Here is a 24,044-nt window from a genome sequence, read left to right as displayed (position 1 = left end):
ATTATTATTGTTATCCTGTCAAAGACAGGATTATACAGCAATGCCAATCCATTTATATATTGAAAATTAAATCAAAAATTTGATATCTTCATTTTCTCTCTATATAAATATCCTTTAGAAGACTTTACAAGATTAATGAATTTAACTCTTTTGCAATTTTCTATTTCATAATATATAAGAAGACACTTAAGTGACTGAGCAGAATAGCCTCCTGTAAAATCATGATTATTTATTTTGTATTTCATTATATATTGTATTATTGTATTGCAATATATAATCCAAGCTATGCTCTTTACATGTTTTAACTGAAATTTTTATAACTAATTATCCAACAACCTGTCTTCAAGATCAGTAAAGTTATAATCATTCTGTAAATATTTTCCAAAACTGGAAGTCTTTTTACTCTGATTTGAATTTCTGCTCCCCTGCTCAATCATCTTGCAAAGGTATCCCACCTTATCATCAATGGCATCAAGTGAAGTATCATCAAGCCTTTGTTTGAATGCTAATATGATATGCATCATATACATTCCATCTTTATTAAGTCTCTTCGCCTGAGCACAAACTCTTTCAATCTCTTCATCAGAAAAATGAATATAAGAAGCTGTAAGAAACATCTTCATCTGATCAAAAAAGATATCGTCTTTTTTCTCTTCTATAGTTTTCTGTTCAGAAACTTCGATATACTGCTTGGTTTTTATGATAAACATGTAACCTGCTGCAGCTCCATCTACTTTTTGCACAGAATAGTCAAAAGTAAAATCACATTCTTCTACGGCATTAATACTTTTTTTGGCAGGATCCAATACTCTTCTTTTAATATCTCCAGTAGTATAAGACTCTGGTATTGAAAACTGATGCTTTAAGTCTTCTATGGAAATTCTGAAAGTTCCTGGGTTTGCACTTGGAAATTCTTTGTAGTTCTTTTTATTTTCAAGGAACCAATAAAGAGCTATCGTATATTTTCCCTGAAGCTGCGTTGTAACCTCAAGTGCTCCGTATGCCCCATGCACAAGTTGAGAACACAACGCAAGATCTTTGAAAAAATCGGATGGAACAAATTCGATATATGCCGACGATTCATTACTATTTCCTTTGCCATTATGATATCTTAAGATATTGAACCATGGCACTGAAATCTCATCTTCCCCGTCTGGTCCTAAATCTTCAAATACAAGATGTCGTTCTTTTAACTTCTTTGTACCTTTTCTAAAAACAGAATATAAATACTTCGAATCAGAATACTTAGAATGACTTAAAAAGCTTGAAGGCTCTATCTTGTATACTTTATTTTCAGGAAATGTAGACATTGTACCCAAAATAGCATCAAACACTATATTTTCATCTGATGTAAATTCCATCTTACAATGCATGATAAGTGCATCTGTACGATATGCTATTCCTACTCCGCCTTTTTTAAGCGGATGTTTATTATCCTGAAGCGCTAAAAGCTTAAGCAGTGTCAGGTGTGCATTGTCATTGAATGTTTCGACAAGATTGTCTATCGATATTGCTTCTTTAATATATTCCTTTAGCTGTGCTTCATCCTTTGTCACTACTGCAAGTCCATTTGAGTCTACTACTTCTGCCTCAATTTCATCATGGTCAACAATAGTTCCCTGCATGGTATGCACAGTTTGATGCTCAATCTGTCCTAACGAATCTGTCAATGGCTGATTATTATAACGCCGCATTTATTCTCCTTTATGACAGGACATATTTTTGTCATGTCTTTAATAATTCTAGTGCTATTCAATATAGCTGTCAATAGTGTGAAATCTGTCATATTTTGTGTTATTACGACATCAAAGTTATTTGTCATTCAAATTTAAGAAGTGCCATTTTATCACGCATTTTTAGTGTGAAATTTGTCATATCTCTGTAATTACGACAAATTATGTCAACATCAACGTTAGTGTGAAATCTGTCATATTGCATCCTTTTTCAACCATTTTAGTCAATAATTTGCATCATCAGTTTTACTTTTTTATTGCCAAAGTGTGTTTTTTGTCATATATGACTTTCTGATCGTTTGTCATAATTTAGTGTGAAATCTGTCGTATAGTGTGTTTTTTGTCATATTCGGGTGTAAAATCTGTCGGCAGTAGTGTAAAATCTGTCATTTTTTAGTGTGTTTTTTGTCACATTTAAACTCTTGAAACCCGCATGTTTACTGGCTTCTCAACAGTTTTTCTATACATACTATACATTAATACTATACTCATACTATTCTATCCGAAAGAAAGACTAAAAATATAATTCTAAATGTCTATAATGTAAGAAATCATCATACATGGTTTTTAGTGTGAAATCTGTCATATTCCATATTAAAAATGACAGATTAACAATAAGTCATAAAAACAAAAAGCACCTCACATGAGATGCTTTTCTGTAGGATTTCAGAGTTTTATTTGTTGTTGTCTTCATATCTGCTGACATAGTCTGGTCTGTTATCCATGAGCAGTGCAGCAATCAGATAAAATAAAGCTCCAGAACCTCCGTTTATTGCAAGAACTATACAGATTATTCTTACTAATGTCGGATCGATATTGAAATATTCAGCGATTCCACCACAAACACCAAATATTTTTCTTTCATTGCTTCTGTATAGTTTCTTTTCCATAAAACAGTCCTCCTTTAAGATCTGTATTGTATTTAGTACTTTGAATGTTTTTGATAAAAACATTATATCTTTAATCTGAGGAACATTACATACTATTTTATGGAGATTTTAATGTTTTATTTTGCTCTTTAGGAAAAAGATTTTTTTTCGAATACATATACATTCCATGAAAGAGGTTTTACATATACTTTGAAGATACCGTTTTCGAAGGTATAATTATCTTCTTTCATAGGGATGAGAGCATCTTCATTATCAAAACTATTTTTGATTTCAAGATCATCTGTATGCATTTTATAAGCAATGGCAGGATTATACCCATCAAAACCCATAAGATCAATGGTAAGTGGATATTCTGAATCTTCATTTCTATTTATTACAAATATTGTCAATCTGTTATTATTCTGATCCCATGCAGATGCGGAATCAATGTAATTAACACCTTCTTTTCCAGTGTATTGTGAGGTGTCTTCTATTGCATAGCCTGGCATATCATAGGTCTCGCATTCAACTTTTGTATCAAGAGATATTCCCTTGGCATATGCAAGAAGCGATGAGTATACATGATGTGATGCGTTTTTCCATACATGGTCATGGTTAGATGCAGCGAGTGCATTTAGTCCTCCTGTCATGCATCCAATTTTTACTCTGTCGGCGTGACGAAGAAGAGCCAGCTGGATTGATGCCATAGAAAGAGCTGGAAGCATATCTCCTCCTGGGAACTGGCGCTCAGGCATGTTATCAGGATCATGCCTGATATAATTTCTGGATGGATCAAAATGGTAATGATTTCTTGCCATATTGTATCTTCCATAACCAGGATGTAATTGCTGAAGTGGTCTTACCATAGCTTCGTACTCGTCAAAAGAAATATTGACTTTTTTGGGAGATCTGTGCTTGGAGGCTACATAATCGATCATTGCTATTTCAGTATTTATGAAGTCCTCATAGTATAAAGAACCACCTAAGAGTCCTTTTATGTTTCCGGGAGCGGCGCTGTGATAATGATGAACAGAGACATAATCCACGACATCATAGCATTTATCTAAAACGGCTTCATCCCATGCAGGGAAGCCTTCCATGAAAGGTGCTGAGGATCCGCAGACTGCTGTTTCTATTTTTTCATCGATCCATTTTATTGCTTTTGATGTTTCAAGGACTTTATGACCGTATCCTTCAGGATTTTTATCCCATGCGCCGAGCTGCCATGGGCCATCCATTTCATTTCCAAGGTACCACATTTTTACATTGTATGGTTCCTCGTGTCCATATGATCGGCGAAGGTCTGACCAGTAGGTTCCTCCAATATGATTTGTATATTCTACAAGATCCATGGCATCTTGTATTGTTCCGGTTCCCATGTTTACTGTATAGAGAGGTTCAGTCCCTACCTTTGCTGCCCATTGCAGATATTCATCGTGCCCCACCTGATTTGTGTAATACTGATGCCATGCAGGATCAAGGCATGCTCTTCTGTTTTCTGCAGGTCCGATTGAGTTTTTCCATTGCCATGCGGATACAAAATTTCCTCCGGGTAGTCTTACTGCCGGAAGTCTGGTGGCCTTGAGCGCATCTATGAAATCTTTTCTAAATCCCTGTTCATCTGCTGTCGGGTGTTTTGGATTATACATGGTTCCATTTACCATTGTTCCGATCGGCTCTAAGAATGCTGAAAAGAGTCTCTCAGAGATTTCTCCTATTGTATATGATGGATGAACGGTTATTTTTGCATTTTGTGCCATACAATACTCCTTCTCTTTTTTATTACTCGTACCCCTTTGTGATGATAAAAAATATGATTTTTACAATAGATAATTTATCATACAAGTTATTAAAGCTCTAACGTATTATTGTCTAAAGTATGCGTATTATTGCTATTTTTTGAGGGTGCTTAATTATTGGCATTTTGAAAATGAATTTGTATGTCCGGCGATGGAAAAAGTGATATATTAAAAATGTAATAAAACGATTAAAAATGATTGATAATAAGAATGAATGATTGAATTATAACAGGAGGTTGGAGTTATGCTGCTAAAAAACATGATAAAGCGATCCGACATGATTTCTTGCTGTTTATGTAAAGATGCTCCGTGTTCAGATGCTTGTCCGTTTATAAATACCGTAAAGGTATTAAGACATGTATGGTTTGATAATGAAGATATAGCGGCATTGGAGCTTGATGATAATCCGTGCATAAATTGTGACGGTCAATGCGAGGATGCGTGTGTAAAAAAGGGTAAAGTACATATAAAGGGTATTATAGAGAAATTAATAAATGAAGTTCGTCCTAAAGCAGAAATTGATATACCAGTGGATTATTCCAGATTAAAGTGTGATATATGCGGGATTGAGATTGAAAATCCATTTCTACTATCGTCATCTGTTGTGGCATCTACATATGATATGTGCGCCAGGGCCTTTGAAGCTGGATGGGCAGGTGCGTGCTTTAAGACTATCTGCTCTTTTGATATACATGAGGCATCACCAAGATTTTCTGCTATTACCGGCGATAATGGAAGTATAGTTGGTTTTAAGAACATTGAACAGTTATCTGATCATAGTGTGGCTGAAAATATGGAGATATTTAGACGGTTAAAAGAAAAATATCCTTCAAAGTTTATTCTTGCTTCTATAATGGGACAATATGAAGAAGAATGGGAAAATCTAGCCAGATTGTGTGAGGAAAATGGAGCGGATGCCATAGAACTCAATTTTTCATGCCCAAATATGCAAGAGGATGGTCTTGGTTCTGATATAGGACAGATACCTGAATTGGTGGAAAAATATACAAGAGCTGCAAAACGAGGGACAAAAATACCGGTTATTGCAAAGCTTACACCTAATGTTGCCAGTATGAGTCCGGCGGCGGAAGCAGCTATTTCCGGAGGGGCCGATGGTATTGCTGCGATCAATACCATAAAGTCTGTTATGGGTGTAAATCCTTTCTCATATGTTTCTGCTCCTGCAGTTAAAGGAAAATCAGCGATAGGTGGTTACAGTGGATTGGCTGTAAAACCCATTGCACTTAGGTTTATTTCAGAACTTGGACAGAATACTAAAATGAAGGGAAAACATATAAGTGGTATGGGAGGTATAGAAACGTGGAGAGATTCGTTGGAATTTATACTAATGGGATCCGGATCCATTCAGATTACTACTGCTGTGATGCAGTATGGATATCGTATTATAGATGATCTTAAAGATGGACTTAATTATTATCTTGCACAGATGGGTATTGGTTCGGTTAAGGATATTATAGGAGCCGGACTGGATAGTGTTAGTGAAACGACTGATGTTCTTGATCGGGATTCTGTGCTTTTCCCAAAGTTTGATATAGTTAGATGCATTGGATGTGGAAGGTGCGTTATTTCATGTGATGATGGAGGACATCAGGCAATAAGATTTGAGAATCGTATCCCAAAACTTGATGGGAGCAGATGCGTTGGATGCCATCTGTGTATGCTTGTATGTCCATGTGATGCAATATATCCGGCGGAAAAGCGGATTCAAAGATAAAAAAATATTTTGATTAAGCATAAATAATAAAGGGAAAGCGATTATAGCAAGCGTTTTCCCTTTTATTATTAGACTTCATCAATCACTATATCTGATAAAGTAAAATTTACCATTTTTTTTAGATGTTCCGGGGATATTTCAATCTGATAACCTACTTTACCGGCACTTATATATATGGTATCAAAATTAATTGCTGTTTCATGTAAGAATGTCTTAAACTGTTTTTTCATTCCAATCGGAGAACAGCCTCCGTGAACATATCCTGTAAGCGGCAAGAGTTCTTTTTGCTTGATCATGGTTATTGCTTTTTCATCTGATACAGAAGCTGCTTTTTTTAAGTTAAGCTCTGCTTTTACAGGAATGACAAAAACGTAATACTGTCCTGATTTACCTTGTGTTACAAGTGTCTTAAAGACTTTATCCGGATTTTCTCCAAGTGTTGAGGCTATCTCTTCTCCAGTCATTGTCGGATCAGGATTGTAGGAATAACTGTTATAGGTAATTTTTTTGCCATCTAAAATTCGCATTACATTTGTTTTTTCTTCTTTGGACATTCTATTCTCCATATCATAAATATAGGTTGTTGCATCTGATGCTTCTATTTTACCTAAGGTGTGATTTTAAGAACGAGATAATCTGTCCTGGTCGATCAGATGATTTATATATTCTGTCATGCTGGCAAAGTCGCTTCTTCCCATCTTATAGGCAAAATCATAGTTTGTTTTTGTAAGACGGAATGAAGAAAGAACGGTCTCATCTTCATATTTTTTGGGACGTCCGCTTTTTTTGTTTTTTGTTAATTCTAGGAGTTTTCCAGAGTCTATGAGTGATTTTATTATGCTGTTGACCTTGTCTTCTATATCTTCTGCATCTGGAACGAAAGGTGCTTGTGTATTATCTTTTTGTTTTGTTGTACTTTCTTTTGGTGCTGGTTTATTTACACGTTGCTCAGTTTTTTCACTGATATCAGATGGGGTGATGGCAGATATTTCTTCAGTGGATTTATCTTTATCGCCAATAAAATTTTTTGTCTGAATTGCTATCTTACTTTCGTAATTTCTTTTTGCCATTTAGATTACCTCCAGTAATTCATCGATGAAAGAATCATAATCACGTGTAGTCGTTGCATGAGGAGCATATTCATGAAGAGGTATGCAGTATTCTGTTAAAGCTTCTGCGCAAGCACTGCTCTCTCGTATTTTTGTTTCAAATGTCTTAGTGTCAAGTGCGGTGCCAAGAGTATCAGCAAGATCTTTCATTCTTTCTGATTTTTTGGTGTTTGGCTTTGTTTTTACGATAAGAATACCTGCAACTTTTAGTTTTTCATTATTATCTCTGGCCATATCTATTGCTTTTGCAAAATCCATAAGACCAGCCATTGACCAACCCGATTCTTCGACAGGGATAACAATGTAATCAACATATGCAAGCACGTTTTTTAAGGCAACTCCGATTGCAGGAGGTGTATCAACTATTATATAATCATATTCATTTTCCAGTTCTCTACAGGATCTCTTTAAATGACTGAATCTTCTTTCGTCAACTTTTACCATTGTTTCAGCATCCTTTAGCTGAGGATCTGATGCGATGATATCCCCTTTTTCTGTATGCTGTACACAGTTTCTTCCGGGTTCATCTGCGCAGAAAATATCAAGTAAGGTTTCCTGGTCCTCTGTTTTTGCTTCATAAAAAGATGTTGAGTTGCATTGTGCATCACTATCTATTATTAGAACATTATATTCTCTTCGTCTCAGTTCCTGTGCTAAACATATTGCTGTTGTTGTTTTTCCTACACCACCTTTTTGATTTGCAATTGCAATCTTGATTGCCATTTTGTTTTCCTCCAACAATGTAATACAAAATATATGAAATATAATGAAATAAAAAAATACTATATGTATGAAATGAAATATTAAGTAATATTATAACACAAAATAAAATGTAATATAAAATAAAATATAATGGAATATAATATTACAATAATACAAATAAAAAAGTATTAATGATATACAAAATGTAATGAAATAATGAAATGCAAAATAACTGTAATATTATGTATTGTTTGATATATGCGTATTTATGTATTAATAAATATGTATAATAATTATTAATACATAAATACGCATATATATTGTATTGCAAAATAAAAAGGGCAGAAGAATTATCTGCCCTGGAATTGAAATACGTGTAAATAATTATTTAGTTGAAAAGTTATAAGCTATAAATGTAATTAGTAACGGTCTGTTTTTAATGGTATGAGTTGGAGATCGGATGTTCCAAAGAAAAGAGAGTTCCTGATCATACCAATTTTATAAAGGTTAAAAATATAAAATAGCATAGTAAGTATAGTCAGGATGCCAAATGTTCTAATTAGTTCTTCAACTGTAGGAGGATATCCATGTCTTCTTGTGTAATTTCCAACATATTCAGCAATTTCAGCTTCAAATTTTCCCATAACGTGATTGTTCCTTTCTAGAAAAGTATTATGATCAGTAATCCAATAAGCGCACCTACTATGAATGTAAAATTTAAAATTGCTTTTTTGATGGTGCATATATCGATATATTTGCCATGAATGTTAACAGTATCAATTATTATAGATTTTTTAGATTGATTATTAAAATTCTCAGAGTGTGGCTTCTTCATAAAAACGCCTCTCAAAATGAAATCATAATTAAAATGGGTAATTAACAAAGCATTGTTTTGTTAATATAACAAGATAAGAACAAAAATTGATCTTATAGATTATTAGTCTACAACAAGAATATGTTCAATATCTGTTTGCCAGATAAAGTTTTTCTGAAAATTATAAAATTCGTATAAATTTTAAGAAAATATAGATGAAATAAAAACTGCACAGACATCTTTTATGCATGTGCAGAGATAAAATTAGAGTATGATTTGAATGAAAGCGTCAATTACTTAACTGTTTTTTAAAACTTGAGGAAAAAAACCTGCTTTAAAAAGAACTGGTCTTAATGCATTGTATAGAATTATGGCGAGAACAGAGTTGATAACTGCATTTATGATTGTTGAATAAGTTGTAACAGCAAGCAGAGCTTTGATAGCTGAGGCCGCTTTTTCAGTATTGGGAGTTAAAAGTGTAAAACATATATATTTTAAAACTGGTTCGAAGATGCAGTTAAAAGCAAGTGATACGATTGCTGAAATGGATGACCATTTTAAAACATAGTTCTTAGGATGTTCATCTGAAATATGAGAAATTTTATGAGCTATAAGACCTGCAATTATTCCGATTACGAGTTTGCAGATGAATGTTCTTGGAGCTGAAGCGGCATATCCTAAAAGGATATCAGCGGTTGATAGACCTATTGCGCCGGCAAGACCTCCATGAACACCTCCTAATAGTAATGCTCCAAGCACAACAAAGGCGTTACCGATATGAACTTTGGTTCCGGATGCGTTTATTGCTGGAAATACTGCATAGCCCACATAGCATAGGGCAGCCATGAGACCGGTGTATGACAGATTGATGATGTTATTGTGCTTCAATTTTCCTTCCTCCTACATGATTGACTTCTACATGAATTTTAATATACCATCAGACTGATAATATTATTATCATCAAAATCAGAAAAAAACATATGACCAGATAAAAAGGGTTAACATATGAATGCCACTAAACAATACATAAAAATATATGAAGAAGTTAAAGAAGATATTATAGAAGGAAGATACCTTTTTGGAGAAAAGCTTCCATCAAAAAGAGTAATGGCTGAAAGAATGGGTGTCAGTGTCATTACAGTTGTCCATGCATATGAACTACTGGCTGAAGAAGGTTATATTTCAACCAGAGAAAAGAGCGGATATTTTATTACGTTTGATGATAAACAAGTTTATACAGGTATTAGTGGAGTCAAGGAAAACAATATTCAAAATAGTGTTAAAGTGCAAGTGGGAAGTAATGAGGATACTGCATTTTCTTTTTCAATATATGCGAAAACTGTCCGGAGAGTATTGAGTGAATATGGAGATTTAGTAACGGAGAAGTCTCCGATGCAGGGGATATATAGTTTTAGAAAGGCAATAGCAGATTATCTTGCAAGGAGCAGAAGAATTACAGTTGACCCGGATCAGATATTTGTAGGAGCAGGGGCAGAGTATCTGTATGGGCTGATAGTACAGACTTTTGGAAGAGAAATAATATATGGTATAGAAAGCCCGTCTTATCAAAAGATAGCGATGGTTTATGAAGCTGGCGGTGCAAATATTCAGATGTTGGATCTTGGAGCAGATGGTGTTGACAGTGAACAGCTATGGAATGGTCCAATGAAGGTGCTTCACATTACACCGTACAGGAGTTTTCCGAGTGGAGTCACTGCTTCTGCTGCAAAAAAAAGAGAATACCTGAAATGGAGTAATAAAAGAAATGCATATATCATAGAAGATGATTTTGAATCAGAATTCACGCCGAGCAGAAAACCAGAAGAGACATTATTCTCCATTGATGATAGCCAAAGAGTAATATATGTCAATACATTTACCAAAACAATTGGAAGTTACACAAGAGCAGCATATATGGTCGTACCTGAAAAGCTAAAAGATCTTTTTATAAAAAAAGTGGGTTTTTATGAGTGCCCGGTTCCAACAATTGATCAATTGGTTATAGCTGAACTTATATGCAGCGGCGACTTTGAAAGACATATAAATAAAGTGCGCAGGCTCAACCGAATAAAATCATGAATAAAGAAAAGAGGATCATTGTTTTGGATTTTTCTTTTTGTCATCGATGAGAGCTTCCATAAATCTAGCAGTTATTATACCTGCTGGAAGGGCTACTATAGCAATTCCAAACATTGATGAAATCATTGTTGTTATGCGACCGGTAGTGGTCACAGGGTAAATATCTCCATAACCAACAGTTGTAAGAGATACGGTAGCCCAGTAAATTGCATCGAAAAATGTGTTGAAGGAATCGGCTTCAACATTGAAAATGACAAGAGCGGACGCCAAGATATATCCGATTGCAAGGGTGCAGACCGCTATGAGCGCGTCTTGGGAATTATGTATTACATGTGATATGATTACAATACTTCTTGAATACCTAAAGGCCTTGAATACGCGGAATACTCTAAGGGTTCGTATTATACTGAACATTCTTAATAATTTAAAGCTGCTGTTAAGAGTTGATAGTGTTGGAAGTATTGAGATAAGGTCAATTATAGCCCACGGAGTAAAAGGGTATTTGATAAAAGCAATGGGAGAACTGTCTTTTTGTCTATAATCTGCTGTTATAAATCTCAATATATAGTCGATGATAAATAGAATAGTTGTGGCAAGATTTGTGTAATGAAAAAACAGGATGGGTCTTATAAAAGCGAGCGGGATTAGGCTGAGGATTATTGAGAGAAGCATTATGGCGTCATAAATAGCGCTGATATTGTCATTGTATTTTGATATTTCTATTATTTATATATTCTTTTTCGCATAAAGAATTGCCTCCGATGAAAATCAACATAATTACTATATTGGATGACAAAGGATTTTTTTCAAGAAATGAATAAAAAGAAATGAAAATAATAGATATAAAAGATATAGCAGAAAAATTTTTAGGAGGTTGCCAGACTGATATCAATTTCAGAGGATGTATCAGTCTGGCTTGTATGGAGAGCAGGGAGTAACAATTGTTTTAATGCATCATGGCACAGACAAAAACAATAATCCCCAATACAATACTGATTGAAATAAAACATTTTATTTTAGACCAAAATGAATGTGAATCTATGTATCGACCGTTGAATTTTACAGTGTCAATTATCTTTGGCGAATAATGACTGATTTTTTTTGCATTGTTAAAGGCACAGTTTGACATTTTAATCCTCCCCCCAACAAGTATCAACGAATTTAAATACAATATATTGTGTTATATAGATAATTATATACTAGATATCAGAGGCAAATTATTAAAAAAAAAGAAAATATTTATTAGAAAATTAAAAAATTAAAAACAAAATTCCTCTTGACGATATGGGTAGTTAGGAGTAGAGTATTAGAAAATAGTATATCGCTTTAAACCGATGAAGTGGAGATAACGGCAATGATGCCTGTACAGAGAGCCCTGTAGCTGAGAAAGGGTAAGAAACAAGTTGTCAAATGGACCACTGAGGGCGTAGTCAAATGCATTTGGGGCAGAGTATTCTACGACGTATTGGCATACGTTAGTTGTCAGGGATATGTTAGTATCCTGTTAAGAGCACAGCTTGACTGTGAATTCAAGGTGGCACCGCGGATTAAGATTATTCGTCCTTGATAGAAAACAAATATGTTTCTATCAAGGACTTTTTGTTGTATCCAAACCTCTTTGATAGAAAAGACTACAGGAGGCAATGATGATAAGAGAAGCAATTGAAAAAATCGTGAACAAGAAAGATCTTACCTATGATGAAGCATACACCGTTATGAATGAAATAATGGACGGTAAAAGCACACCTACACAAAATGCAGCTTTTTTGTCTGCGCTTTCGACAAAGAGTGCCAAAGCAGAGACTACAGATGAAATAGCAGGCTGTGCAGCTGCAATGAGAGATCATGCAACAAAGGTCAATACAGGAATGGATGTATTTGAAATTGTAGGTACAGGTGGTGACAATGCAGGAAGCTTTAATATCTCAACTACATCTGCACTTATTGCTGCTGCGTGTGGAATGAAAGTTGCCAAGCATGGAAACAGGGCTGCATCTTCACTCTGCGGAACTGCAGATTGCCTGGAAGCTCTTGGCGTAAATATTCAGCAGGATCCTGATAAATGTGTTGAGCTTCTTGAAAAAGTTGGAATGTGCTTTTTCTTTGCGCAGAAATATCATTCTTCAATGAAATATGTCGGGCCTATAAGAAAAGAACTTGGATTCAGAACTGTATTTAATATTCTTGGCCCACTTACAAATCCTGCAATGCCGTCGATGCAGCTTTTGGGGGTATATGATGAGTATCTGGTGGAACCACTGGCTCAAGTTCTTATCAGTCTTGGCGTAAAACGTGGAATGGTAGTATATGGAATGGATAAGCTTGATGAAATTTCACTCAGTGCGCCAACAAAGGTATGTGAGATAAAAGATGGATGGTTCAAATCCTACACCATAGAACCGGAAGATTTTGGATTTAATAAATGCACAAAAGAGGATCTAAAAGGTGGAGATCCGGCTGAAAATGCGAAGATTACACGCGAAATATTGAATGGCCAGAAGGGACCGAAAAGAGATGCGGTTCTTCTAAATGCTGGAGCAGCTTTATATATTGGAGGAAAGGCTGAAAGTTTTTCAAAAGGTATAGAACTTGCGGCAGAAACTATTGATTCAGGAAAAGCGCTTGAGACGCTTGAGAATTTCATAAAGGTAAGCAATGATGAACATACTTGAACAACTTGCTGGTCATGCGAAAGAAAGAGTGGAAATATCACAGAGAAGAATATCGCTTGAAGAAATTAAAAAGGTTGCAAGAGAGCTTCCTATAGGTGATTTTGAATTTGAAAAAGCATTAAAAAAGGATGATATTTCTTTTATCTGCGAATGTAAAAAAGCATCTCCCTCCAAAGGAATTATTGCAGAAGAGTTTGATTATCTGAATATAGCATTGGAATATGAGCATGCAGGAGCAGATTGCATATCTGTCCTTACTGAGCCTAAGTGGTTTTTGGGAAATGACAGATATCTTGAAGAAATTGCAAAAACGGTCACTATTCCGTGCATAAGGAAAGATTTTACAGTTAGCGATTATATGATATATGAAGCGAAAGCGCTGGGATCAAAGGCAGTTCTTTTGATATGTGCGATACTTACCGAGGGACAGATCTCAGAGTACATAAAGATTTGTGATGAGCTTGGAATCAGCGCTTTGGTAGAAGCACACGACGAAAATGAAATTGAAAAAGGGCTATCTGCCGGTGCAAGGGTTATTGGAGTAAATAATCGCAACCTGAAAAATTTTAGTGTTGATACTTCAAACAGTATAGGATTAAGGAAAATGATTCCTGAAGATGTAATCTTTGTGTCAGAGAGCGGTATAGGATCGGCAGAAGATATAGAAAGACTCAGGAAAGCGAAGGTGGATGCAGTGCTCATTGGAGAGACGCTAATGAGAGCTCAGAACAAAAAGAAAATGCTTGATCAACTGAAAGGAGTTTAGACATGGCTGTTATAAAATTATGCGGATTATCTGACGGTTGTGACATAAATGTTGTAAACAGACTGGCTCCGGAGTATGTTGGATTTGTGTTTTATGACAAGAGCATCAGAAATGTAACAAAGGAAGAGGCAAGGCAATTAAGAGCTAATCTTAATGACAGTATAAAAACTGTAGGCGTTTTTGTTGATGCGCAAAAAGATGTGATAAGGGATCTTTTTAATGATGGAATTATCGATGTTGCACAGCTTCATGGAAATGAAAACGAATCTTATATAAATGAGCTGAAAAAGCTTAATATTCCGGTTATTAAAGCCTTCAAGGTCTCAGATAAGGATAGCCTGATCAGAGCTAAGGAAAGTCCGGCTGACATGATAATGTTTGATGCCGGAAAAGGCGATGGGAAGAGCTTTGACTGGTCTTTGCTAAAAGGGTTTGACAGAAAATACTTTTTGGCAGGTGGACTTGCTCCTGAAAATGTTAAAAAGGCGATAAGTGAACTTGATCCATATGGCGTTGATGTAAGCAGTGGTATTGAGACAGATGGAAAAAAGGATGTGAAAAAAATGGAAGATTTTGTAGGGAACGCAAGAAACGATGACAATTCAAAAAATGGACGTTTTGGAATCCACGGCGGACAGTATATTCCTGAGACACTTATGAATGCAGTCATCGAACTTGAAAAAGCATATAACTACTATAAGAATGATCCCGGTTTTAACAGGGAATTGGAAGAGCTTTTAAATGATTATGCAGGCCGTCCGTCGAGACTATATTTTGCTGAAAAGATGACAAAGGACCTTGGCGGAGCAAAGATATATCTTAAAAGAGAAGACCTTAATCATACGGGATCTCATAAGATAAATAATGTTCTTGGCCAGGCCCTTCTTGCAAAAAAGATGGGAAAGACAAGACTTATCGCTGAAACTGGAGCTGGACAGCATGGCGTGGCAACAGCAACAGCAGCAGCTCTGCTTGGAATGGAATGCGTAGTGTTTATGGGGAAAGAGGACACGGACAGGCAGGCATTGAATGTTTACAGAATGCGCCTTCTTGGAGCAGAGGTAATTCCTGTAACCACTGGAACAGCAACTCTAAAGGATGCAGTATCTGAGGCTATGAGGGAATGGACTAGGCGTATAGATGATACACATTACTGTCTTGGCTCTGTTATGGGGCCACATCCATTTCCTACGATAGTAAGAGATTTTCAGTCCGTTATTTCGAAAGAAATAAAACATCAGATACTTGAAAAGGAAGGAAGACTTCCGGATGCAGTTATTGCATGTGTTGGAGGTGGATCCAATGCAATGGGCAGTTTTTACAATTTTGTGAAAGATAAAAATGTTCGACTGATTGGTTGTGAAGCAGCAGGAAGAGGAATAGATACTTTCGAGACAGCAGCAACTGTCAATACTGGAAAAATCGGTATATTTCATGGGATGAAGTCATATTTTTGTCAGGATGAATATGGACAGATTGCTCCAGTTTATTCTATATCAGCAGGCCTTGATTATCCGGGTGTAGGTCCTGAACATGCTTATCTTCATGATATAGGAAGAGCAGAATATGTTCCTGTTACTGATGAAGAGGCAGTTGAGGCATTTGAGTATTTATCGAGAACTGAAGGAATCATACCGGCTATTGAGAGTGCTCATGCAGTTGCGCATGCCATAAAAATTGCGCCTACAATGAAGCCTGACCAGATAATTGTAATCACTATATCTGGAAGAGGAGACAAGGACTGTGCCATGATTGCACGTTACAGAGGGGAGGATATTCATGAGTAAGATATCAGAGGCTTTTAAGAATAAAAAGGCATTTATTCCTTTTGTTACATGTGGGGATCCTGACCTTGAGACAACAAAGAAAATTCTGCTTGAATTGCAAAAGAATGGTGCAGATTTAATAGAGCTTGGAATTCCTTTTTCGGATCCAACAGCTGAAGGACCTGTTATTCAGGGAGCCAATCTAAGAGCGCTAAAGAACAAGATCACAACAGATGATATTTTTAGCATGGTGAAAGATATCAGATATGATATTTCACTGCCTATGGTATTTATGACATATGCAAACGTTGTTTTTTCATATGGGATGGACAAGTTTTTCGATAAGTGTAAAGAAGTAGGAATGGATGGGATAATCCTTCCGGATGTCCCATTTGAGGAAAAAAATGAGTTTGAGATAGTTGCAGATAAATATGGAATTGATTTTATTTCAATGGTGGCACCTACATCTGATGAAAGAATTGCAAAGATTGCAAGCGTAGCCAAAGGTTTTATTTATATTGTATCCAGCCTTGGAGTTACAGGTACAAGAACGCAGATAAATGGAAATGTTGCGGACATAGTTTCAAAGATAAGAGAAACTACAGATACTCCATGTGCAGTGGGATTTGGTATATCGACTCCTGAACAGGCTGCAAAGATGGCGGATATTTCAGATGGAGCAATAGTGGGGTCTGCTATTGTAAGAGTAATTGAAGTTTATGGAAAAGATTCGCCAAGTCATGTCGGAAAACTAGTAAGTGATCTAAAAAGCAAATTCAGTGCATGATAAGAAAAATATGAAAAATATAAATATTTGATGAAATAAAAGCTAGCGTGGGCTACTACGCTAGCTTTATTATGCATTAATGTTATCATTATATAAGGAAGAAAATGTTTAAATTCCGTTGAAGACCATATTGAAGCAGATAATAATTATCCCACAATTCATCTTGTCAGGAGTATGTACTGTGAGTATAGGAAAAAAGCCACTTAAGCGGAGCATCTTCATTTTTACATTAGGATTCATTACACTTTTATGTTTGGTGTTGAGTATTATAACGTACATGAATTTTACCAATTCTCTGTATTATTCTTACGACAGACGAATGATGGATATCTTACGCTTTGTAGAGAGCCATATTGATAATGATGATCTGTCAGAATGTATTGAGACGGGTGAAGAGTCCGAGAAATACAAAACACTTATGAGTTTTATGGATTCTATTATGGAAGATTTTGATATCCATTATCTTTATATTGTCAAGCCAATCATTGAAGAAGATAAGAAAGTTATGATGAATGTGCTGTCGGCTGACACAGCATTGGGAAGGGCTACTGATCCGGATGGTTACTATCTTGGGCTTATGCTTTATGATGTTTACGAGGAAAAAGACCTTCTTACATACTATGATGCGATAAAAAAGGATGATACTTCTTTCTTCAAAAATTTTACCGTATGGGGATATGATTATACGGCGGCATTTCCATTGACAAACAGCAGCGGGGAGCATTATGCGCTGTTGTGCGTAGATATCGAGGTTGAGGACTTACAACGTGCAATAAGAACATATACCGTTGTAAACATAGTCCTTATAATCATCTTAGGAATATTATTCATCACTTTTTTTATCATGTGGATGAACAGAAATATTACAGAGCCTATCAGAAAGCTCGAAAAAAGCGTTGTCTCTTTTGCAAAAAGAAGTCACGATCAGTCAGATCCTAATATGCTTCGATACGATGATCCTCACATACACACAAATAATGAAGTGGAATCCCTTTCTGTTGCAGTGTCACAAATGTCATCAGATATGCGCAAGTATGTCAAGAATATACTTGATGCAGAAGGCAAAGTTGAGGACATGAAGACTAAGGTGAGTCATATGGACATTTTGGCTTATCAGGATGCACTTACCCATGTAAAGAACAAGGCGTGGTATGACAAGATACAGAGCCGTGTTGATGAAGATATAAAAAATGGGCGTGCAAGGTTTGGCATTATCATGGCCGATCTTAATAATCTTAAGAAGATAAATGATAATTATGGGCATGAACATGGAAATGACTATATTTTTGGTGCGTGCCATCAGATCTGTGTCATCTTTGATCATTCACCTGTCTTCAGAATCGGCGGGGATGAATTTGTTGTGCTCCTGGAAAATAGGGATTATGACAATAGGGATAGACTTATAAGTGAGCTTAAGGCTTCATTTGATATTTCATCTTCTGATGAATCCAGACAGCCTTGGGAACGTTATTCTGCAGCAGTAGGAGTTGCAATATTTGATAAGAATACTGATAAAAACATGAATGACGTGTTTAAAAGAGCAGACAATCTGATGTACGAGAATAAACAGGCATCAAAAATGGCAAGAGAATAATAATGAGCATCTATAAGCCAGCGCGGATAATGGCGCTGGTTTTTTTGCTATCCACAGGAAAGCTATTCATGTATTTTTGTGAAATGAGGGGTAGATAAATTGGAAAAAGAAACCAATCGAAAAGTCAAGGCACATAATGTTGTTGTGTTCATTATAACTATCTCATGTATTGCTGTTATAGTGGATAGCATAACTAAGGGATGGGAAATGTGGGTTCCACCGCTTATAACCGGTGGAATAGTGGCATCATGGTTTTTTCATATAAGCCAATATGATACTGAGAGGTTTCGAGAAAATTTCTATCTTATATTTGCGATGGTGGTTGCATTCTATCATGGTATGCATTCGTCAAGTTATTTTGATGTAATAGTAATATCTGCGCTCTTGATGGTTACAGCTACGCTTATAAAAAGAAAGGAATATCTTGATCTTCTGCTAACTGAATTTCTTTCAATAATGGCGATGCATACGATATGGGCGATAATTACAAAGTCTACAGAATTGGATTCCATAACTATTTCCAGGATTGCTCTTCAGATAATATCTGAGGCATGTATTTATAAAGGTCTTTTAGAAATTCTGAAGTACATAATCATTATGGAAAATGAGCTTAAGCAGAAAGAATTGGTGGAAGAAGTTGTCAGGGAAGGAATGGAAGATTTTCTTGTCAATATTTCTCATGAACTGAGAACTCCGGTAAATGTCATCAACGGAATGTCGTCTCTAATTTTAAAAAAAGAAGTCAGAGATGATGTGCTGGCTATCATGGGGGCAGGAAGGCGTCTATCCCGTCAGATAGAGGATATTCAGGATTATACCGAGATTGAGAGGGGGGACTCTGTCCTTGAGATTGATAAATACTCCATTACATCAGTGCTTAATGACATTGTGATGAATTACAATGCGATGGAGTATAAAAAAGAGTTGGATTTTCTGATTGACCTTGATCCGGAAGTTCCAGAGATCATGAAAGGTGATTCAAACAAGGTAAAAAAGATAATCATTCATCTGCTGGATAATGCTTTTAAGTTCACAAAAGCAGGGGGCGTATATCTTAGGATAACAGGTACAAGAAGAGATTATGGGATCAATCTTATAATCAAAGTTACTGACACAGGAATCGGAATGACTAAAAGGGATATCGACCAGGTGTCAAAGGGACATTATCAGGCAGATAAAAAAAGAAACAGAAGTTCAGGAGGTATTGGCCTGGGGCTTTCAATCGTCTATGGTTTTGTAAGGATGATGGAAGGTTTTGTTTCTATTGATAGCAGCAGAGATAAAGGTACCACTGTGAGTGTAAGTATTGTACAGGAAATAGTGGATTCATCTCCATGCCTTAGTGTGAGCGATACAAAAAATATAAATGTGGCATTCCATGTCTTTCCACAGAAATTCCGAATTACAGCTGTTCGTGAATTCTATGTATCGATGGCATCAAACATGGCTTTGGGGTTAAAGCTTAATCTCTATAATGCTCCTAATCTAAACGAATTAAAAAAGCTATTGGAAAAAGGAAAGATAACACACATTTTCATTGGTAGTGATGAATATAGGAATGAGCCAGGATTTTTTGATGAACTGGCAAATAGCAATATTGTGGTGACTATATGCACCGAAAGCGGAATCACGCTCAGGAAGAACAGTCGGGTTATAGTAATGCCAAAACCTTTGTATGCGTATCCCGTAGTAAAGATATTAAACGGGGAGTATTACAATATAGAAGCCAGCACAGATAGAGAGGATATGGCGAGTCTTCTCAAAGGTGTAAAAGCTCTAATTGTCGATGATGAACCAATGAATCTTGTGGTAGCAACAGGCCTTTTTAAAGATTATGACATGGTCATAGATACTGCGGGAAGTGGAAAAGAATCACTTTTAAAATATGATCTTAATGATTATGAAGTTATATTTATGGATCATATGATGCCTGAAATGGATGGAATAGAGGCGATGAAGAAACTAAGGCTTATGTCTGACCAGAAAAGAAAGCCGGTTAAGATTGTTGCCCTTACTGCAAATGCAATTAGCGGAGCCAGAGAGATGTTCCTCAAAGAAGGTTTTGATGGATTTATCAGTAAACCTATAAATATCGGTGATTTTGAACGAGTGATGAAGCGAATTCTTTCTGATAGAAAGAGCAGCCATAACGGAGGTATTCGATGATATCCAGATTCTTTATGAGCATAATTGAAAGACTGAAGGATTCCTCTAGAAGTTTTAAGGAAAGAGTGTTTATTCTCCTTACAATGGTGACTGTGTTAGCAATAGCGCTTGCTCTTATTGGCGATATTGTATGTGGAGAGAACGTTGTCGAGATAGTGACTCTAGTTGTGACTATTATCATCGTGCCTGTTATAACACTCGTTTCTGTTATGAAAAATAATGTTGTACTGGCAGTCAGGATAATAGTAATTGGACTTGTATGCGTTATATTGCCAATACTGTTTTATTTTGGTGGAGGTGTTGAAGGCGGTGGAGTTCTATGGCTTATATTTGCATACCTTTATACGGGGGTGGTTTTAAGCGGAAAATGGAAGCCGGTTTTACTTACAGTTTTGACATTTGAGGCATGCATTTTTTATGCGACAAGCTATTTTTATCCAGATCTTATTAGTGGACATCCCCAAAATGTGTTTTACATCGATTCCCTTTTGTCAGTGATAGTAATCGGGATAGTTGGATGTCTTATGGTCTGGTTTGAAGAGTGGCTTTTCAGAGAAGAGAACAAGAGAGCAAGGGAGGAAACAAGTAAGATTGAAGAACTTGTTCGTGCTCAGAATCGATTCTTTTCAAGCATGAGTCATGAGCTTAGAACGCCAATTAATTCGATTTTGGGACTTAACGAAATCATTTTAAGGCAAAAAGATGCTTCTGATGAGATCATCCGTGATGCAAATAACATTCAGGGTGCAGGCAGGATGTTGCTTTCATTGATAAATGATATCCTTGATCTATCCAAGATTGAGGCGGGAAAAATGGACATCATACCGGTGAATTATAATCTGGGCGTTATGGTATCAGAGATAGCCAACATGATGTGGATGAGAGCGGAGCAAAAAGGCCTTGAGTTCAAGATAGAAATAGACCCTTCAATACCGGCTGAAATGTTTGGCGATGAAGTTCGTATCAAGCAGATTCTTGTCAATCTCCTCAACAATGCAATCAAGTATACAAAGGAAGGAACAGTAACACTACATATAGAAAAAGAAGAATTACATGACAATGAAATACGCCTTCTTTTTTCTGTGATTGATACCGGAACCGGGATAAAACAAGATACGCTTCCATATCTTTTTGATGCATTTCAGAGAGTTGACGAAGAAAAAAACTCTAAGATTGAAGGGACAGGACTAGGGCTTGCTATCGTAAAGCAGTTAGTGGATCTTATGGATGGAAAGATCACTGTAAGTAGTGTCTATATGGAAGGTTCCACATTTATGGTTTCACTCTGGCAAAAAGTCACAAGTCCTGATGCTATTGGAAATCTAAATATATCTGATTATGAAAAAAATAAAACGCGTAGCGAATTTATACCTGAATTTACAGCTCCTGAGGTAAGAATACTTATAGTTGATGACAATGAGATGAATCTTGCGGTTGAGAGCAAACTTCTTTACGACACAGAGATGGAGATTGATACTGCAATTAATGGTGAAGATGCACTATCTATGACATTAAATGATAGATATGATGTCATTTTGATGGATCATTTAATGCCTGGGATGGATGGGATAAAATGCATGCAGCTTATCAGGAATCAGACTGGTGGGCTTAATAAGCATGTTCCAATAATAGTAGTAACTGCAAATGCAGGGACAGAAGACATTGAACTTTATAACAGCAGCGGTTTTGATGGGTATATTTTGAAACCAGTCTCTGGAAAACAGCTTGAAGAAAAGCTTTTGGAATATATTCCTGAATATAAGGTGGTTCGAAGCGCCGGTACAGATTTGAATAAGGTTCAGATGAATACTGCAAGAGGTTATAGTAAAAAACTTCCTGTTATAGTTGCAACCAGTAGTATGTGCGATCTTCCGGAAGAAGTGATAAGTGAATGCGGCATAGATATACTTCCGTTTAGTATTCATGTTGGTGGAAAGACATATTATGACAGATATGAAGCCAGCACAGATGAAGTCGTATATTATATGAAGAATGGATTATCGTTTGATTCATCTGCACCAACGGTAGAAGAGTTTGAAGTTTTCTTCGGCCAGGAAGTAAAAAAGGCTCACCAGGTAATATATTTTACCCTTCCGCCAGAAATAAGCAAGGAATATGAAAATGCCACAGAGGCGGCAAAAGCCTATGGAAATATACTGATATTCAATTCAGATGTCAATTCAAGTGCAATGGGAATGCTTGTTTTGTTTGCGCACAGAATGGCACTACAAGGCAGAAATGCAGAAAAAATAATGGATGAACTAAACTATTTAAAGACTAAAATGAGTTGCAGCTTTGTCACAAGTGATGCTGGCTTTATGATGAAGAGGGGAACTGTGGGCAAAGGAATTTACAGCTTCATGAAAATCTTTGACCTGCGTCCTGGATTATGTGTAAAGAATGGAAAGCTCAGTGTAACAGGAATGTATGTTGGAGAACTTGGAAAATGCTATGAAAAGTATATAGATAATGCTCTTCCGAAGAGAATAAAACCTGATCTTGATGTCATATTTGTGGATTATATTGAACTACGTGACGAAGAAATGAAGAGCATTGAAGCCAGAATAAGAAAGAGGTTTGCTTTTGAACATATTATTTTCCAGAAAGCATCGGCAGTAATGTCACTTAATTGTGGTATGGGAGCGATTGGTCTTGCTTATGCAATAAAGGGTGACCATCCGTACAGATTCGATCAGATTTTTTCACCTGTATTTAGAGATGATGAAGAGGATGTTATATATAAGGAAGAAGAACCTTTAAATACGGAAATGATGTCATCTGTAGAAGAACCAAAATGGTACGATGACATTAAAGAAATAGATGTTCAAAAAGCTATTGAGAACAGTGGTTCAGAGGAGACTTTTAAAGGCGTTCTGAAAATCTTTTATGATTCTGTTATTCCAAAGTCAAAAGAAATCGAATCTCTTTATAATAATGAGAATTGGAATGACTATACGATAAAAGTTCATGCATTAAAGAGCTCGGCGCGAATAGTTGGAGCCACGGAACTTGGTGATGAGGCGGAGCGTCTTGAGATGGCCGGAAAAAAGAGTGGCCTTAATTATATAAAAGAACATACACAATCGTTTCTGCAGGACCTGATGAATTTGAGGGAAAAACTCTCCTCAATATATGAAGATGAAGGTAGTGGTAAAAGGGATAAGAAAGAAGATAAAATTGAAAAAAGTACTAAGGAAGATAAGAAGCAAGAATATGATAATATCCTTATCAGGAGTGCATATCAGACAATACAGCGATGTGTTGAAGAAGAAAACATATCATTGTTAAAGAGAACATTGGTAGAACTTGAGGATTATGATGTGTCTGATTATGATAGGAGAATATTAGATAATATAAAAGAGTGCTGTAATGAAGAAAACTATGAAAAAATAAGTGATTTATTGCCTAAAGACTGCGGTATATAAAGATAAAATAAAAAATATGTAAAAAAAT

Annotated in this window: 18 protein-coding genes and 1 pseudogene; 10 read left to right on the top strand and 9 right to left on the bottom strand. The window is 36.0% G+C overall.

The window, feature by feature from the left end; translation table 11 throughout:
- Window positions 1–320 precede the first annotated feature (320 nt).
- The 3 genes from BM086_RS19360 to BM086_RS19350 form a co-directional block, all read right to left on the bottom strand.
- A complete protein-coding gene (locus tag BM086_RS19360) occupies window positions 321–1,694 on the bottom strand; it encodes a replication initiation protein (RefSeq protein ID WP_092331719.1) in 1,374 nt (457 codons plus the stop codon).
- A gap of 713 nt (window positions 1,695–2,407) precedes the next feature.
- Complete coding sequence (locus BM086_RS19355) at window positions 2,408–2,623, bottom strand: PspC domain-containing protein (RefSeq protein ID WP_092331715.1); 216 nt, start codon at window positions 2,621–2,623, stop codon at window positions 2,408–2,410.
- Window positions 2,624–2,751: 128 nt separating this feature from the next.
- Window positions 2,752–4,362 (bottom strand): alpha-L-arabinofuranosidase C-terminal domain-containing protein, encoded by a 1,611-nt coding sequence (locus BM086_RS19350; protein WP_092331711.1) that lies wholly within the window; start codon window positions 4,360–4,362, stop codon window positions 2,752–2,754.
- Window positions 4,363–4,645: 283 nt separating this feature from the next.
- Here BM086_RS19350 and preA point away from each other — a divergent pair, with 283 nt between their 5' ends.
- Window positions 4,646–6,136: an NAD-dependent dihydropyrimidine dehydrogenase subunit PreA gene (gene preA / locus BM086_RS19345; protein WP_092331707.1), complete on the top strand. Its 1,491-nt coding sequence runs from the start codon at window positions 4,646–4,648 to the stop codon at window positions 6,134–6,136.
- A 68-nt stretch (window positions 6,137–6,204) separates the two neighbouring features.
- Here preA and ybaK read toward each other — a convergent pair whose 3' ends face one another.
- From ybaK to BM086_RS19320, 5 genes are all read right to left on the bottom strand, one after another.
- The gene (ybaK, locus tag BM086_RS19340) at window positions 6,205–6,690 is read right to left on the bottom strand and encodes a Cys-tRNA(Pro) deacylase (RefSeq protein WP_092331704.1); all 486 of its coding nucleotides are present in this window, start codon (window positions 6,688–6,690) and stop codon (window positions 6,205–6,207) included.
- Window positions 6,691–6,756: 66 nt separating this feature from the next.
- Window positions 6,757–7,206 (bottom strand): hypothetical protein, encoded by a 450-nt coding sequence (locus tag BM086_RS19335; protein ID WP_092331699.1) that lies wholly within the window; start codon window positions 7,204–7,206, stop codon window positions 6,757–6,759.
- Window positions 7,207–7,968 carry a ParA family protein gene (locus BM086_RS19330; protein WP_092331695.1) on the bottom strand — a complete coding sequence of 254 codons (762 nt, stop codon included), beginning with the start codon at window positions 7,966–7,968 and terminating at the stop codon, window positions 7,207–7,209. It abuts the gene before it with no gap.
- A gap of 398 nt (window positions 7,969–8,366) precedes the next feature.
- Window positions 8,367–8,591, bottom strand: a complete 225-nt coding sequence (locus tag BM086_RS19325) for a hypothetical protein (protein WP_092331692.1) — start codon at window positions 8,589–8,591, stop codon at window positions 8,367–8,369.
- 467 nt (window positions 8,592–9,058) lie between these two features.
- The gene (locus BM086_RS19320; RefSeq protein ID WP_092331687.1) at window positions 9,059–9,649 is read right to left on the bottom strand and encodes an ECF transporter S component; all 591 of its coding nucleotides are present in this window, start codon (window positions 9,647–9,649) and stop codon (window positions 9,059–9,061) included.
- Between the two features lie 117 nt (window positions 9,650–9,766).
- Between BM086_RS19320 and pdxR the strand changes: the two genes are divergently transcribed.
- A complete protein-coding gene (gene pdxR / locus BM086_RS19315; protein ID WP_092331683.1) occupies window positions 9,767–10,840 on the top strand; it encodes a MocR-like pyridoxine biosynthesis transcription factor PdxR in 1,074 nt (357 codons plus the stop codon).
- Between the two features lie 15 nt (window positions 10,841–10,855).
- Here pdxR and BM086_RS19310 read toward each other — a convergent pair whose 3' ends face one another.
- Window positions 10,856–11,512, bottom strand: a complete 657-nt coding sequence (locus tag BM086_RS19310; protein ID WP_092331678.1) for an ion transporter — start codon at window positions 11,510–11,512, stop codon at window positions 10,856–10,858.
- A gap of 974 nt (window positions 11,513–12,486) precedes the next feature.
- On the opposite strand from BM086_RS19310, the gene trpD reads away from it, so the two are divergent.
- The 8 genes and pseudogenes from trpD to BM086_RS19270 all read left to right on the top strand — a co-directional run bounded on the left by trpD (window position 12,487) and on the right by BM086_RS19270 (window position 24,016).
- Window positions 12,487–13,512: an anthranilate phosphoribosyltransferase gene (gene trpD / locus BM086_RS19300; protein ID WP_092331669.1), complete on the top strand. Its 1,026-nt coding sequence runs from the start codon at window positions 12,487–12,489 to the stop codon at window positions 13,510–13,512.
- Window positions 13,499–14,278, top strand: coding sequence for an indole-3-glycerol phosphate synthase TrpC (gene trpC, locus BM086_RS19295; protein ID WP_092331722.1), 780 nt, complete (start codon window positions 13,499–13,501; stop codon window positions 14,276–14,278). Before trpD ends, trpC begins: the two co-directional genes overlap by 14 nt.
- Before the next feature lie 2 nt (window positions 14,279–14,280).
- Window positions 14,281–14,844 (top strand): annotated as a pseudogene (locus BM086_RS22020) (phosphoribosylanthranilate isomerase); the annotation flags it as partial.
- Window positions 14,842–16,065, top strand: coding sequence for a tryptophan synthase subunit beta (gene trpB / locus BM086_RS19290; RefSeq protein WP_242952277.1), 1,224 nt, complete (start codon window positions 14,842–14,844; stop codon window positions 16,063–16,065). The pseudogene BM086_RS22020 and the gene trpB, both read left to right, overlap by 3 nt.
- Complete coding sequence (gene trpA, locus BM086_RS19285; RefSeq protein ID WP_092331660.1) at window positions 16,058–16,831, top strand: tryptophan synthase subunit alpha; 774 nt, start codon at window positions 16,058–16,060, stop codon at window positions 16,829–16,831. Before trpB ends, trpA begins: the two co-directional genes overlap by 8 nt.
- 181 nt (window positions 16,832–17,012) lie before the next feature.
- The gene (locus BM086_RS19280) at window positions 17,013–18,425 is read left to right on the top strand and encodes a GGDEF domain-containing protein (protein WP_141107799.1); all 1,413 of its coding nucleotides are present in this window, start codon (window positions 17,013–17,015) and stop codon (window positions 18,423–18,425) included.
- Between the two features lie 99 nt (window positions 18,426–18,524).
- Window positions 18,525–20,591 (top strand): hybrid sensor histidine kinase/response regulator, encoded by a 2,067-nt coding sequence (locus BM086_RS19275; RefSeq protein WP_092331652.1) that lies wholly within the window; start codon window positions 18,525–18,527, stop codon window positions 20,589–20,591.
- Window positions 20,588–24,016 carry a DegV family protein gene (locus BM086_RS19270; RefSeq protein ID WP_092331649.1) on the top strand — a complete coding sequence of 1,143 codons (3,429 nt, stop codon included), beginning with the start codon at window positions 20,588–20,590 and terminating at the stop codon, window positions 24,014–24,016. The genes BM086_RS19275 and BM086_RS19270 overlap by 4 nt, the downstream gene beginning before the upstream one ends.
- Window positions 24,017–24,044: the final 28 nt, after the last annotated feature.

The sequence above is a fragment of the Butyrivibrio sp. YAB3001 genome (genome assembly GCF_900112195.1).
GTDB lineage: Bacteria > Bacillota > Clostridia > Lachnospirales > Lachnospiraceae > Butyrivibrio.
Note: the sequence above shows the minus strand (reverse complement) of the source record. Positions and strands in the feature narration are given on the sequence as shown.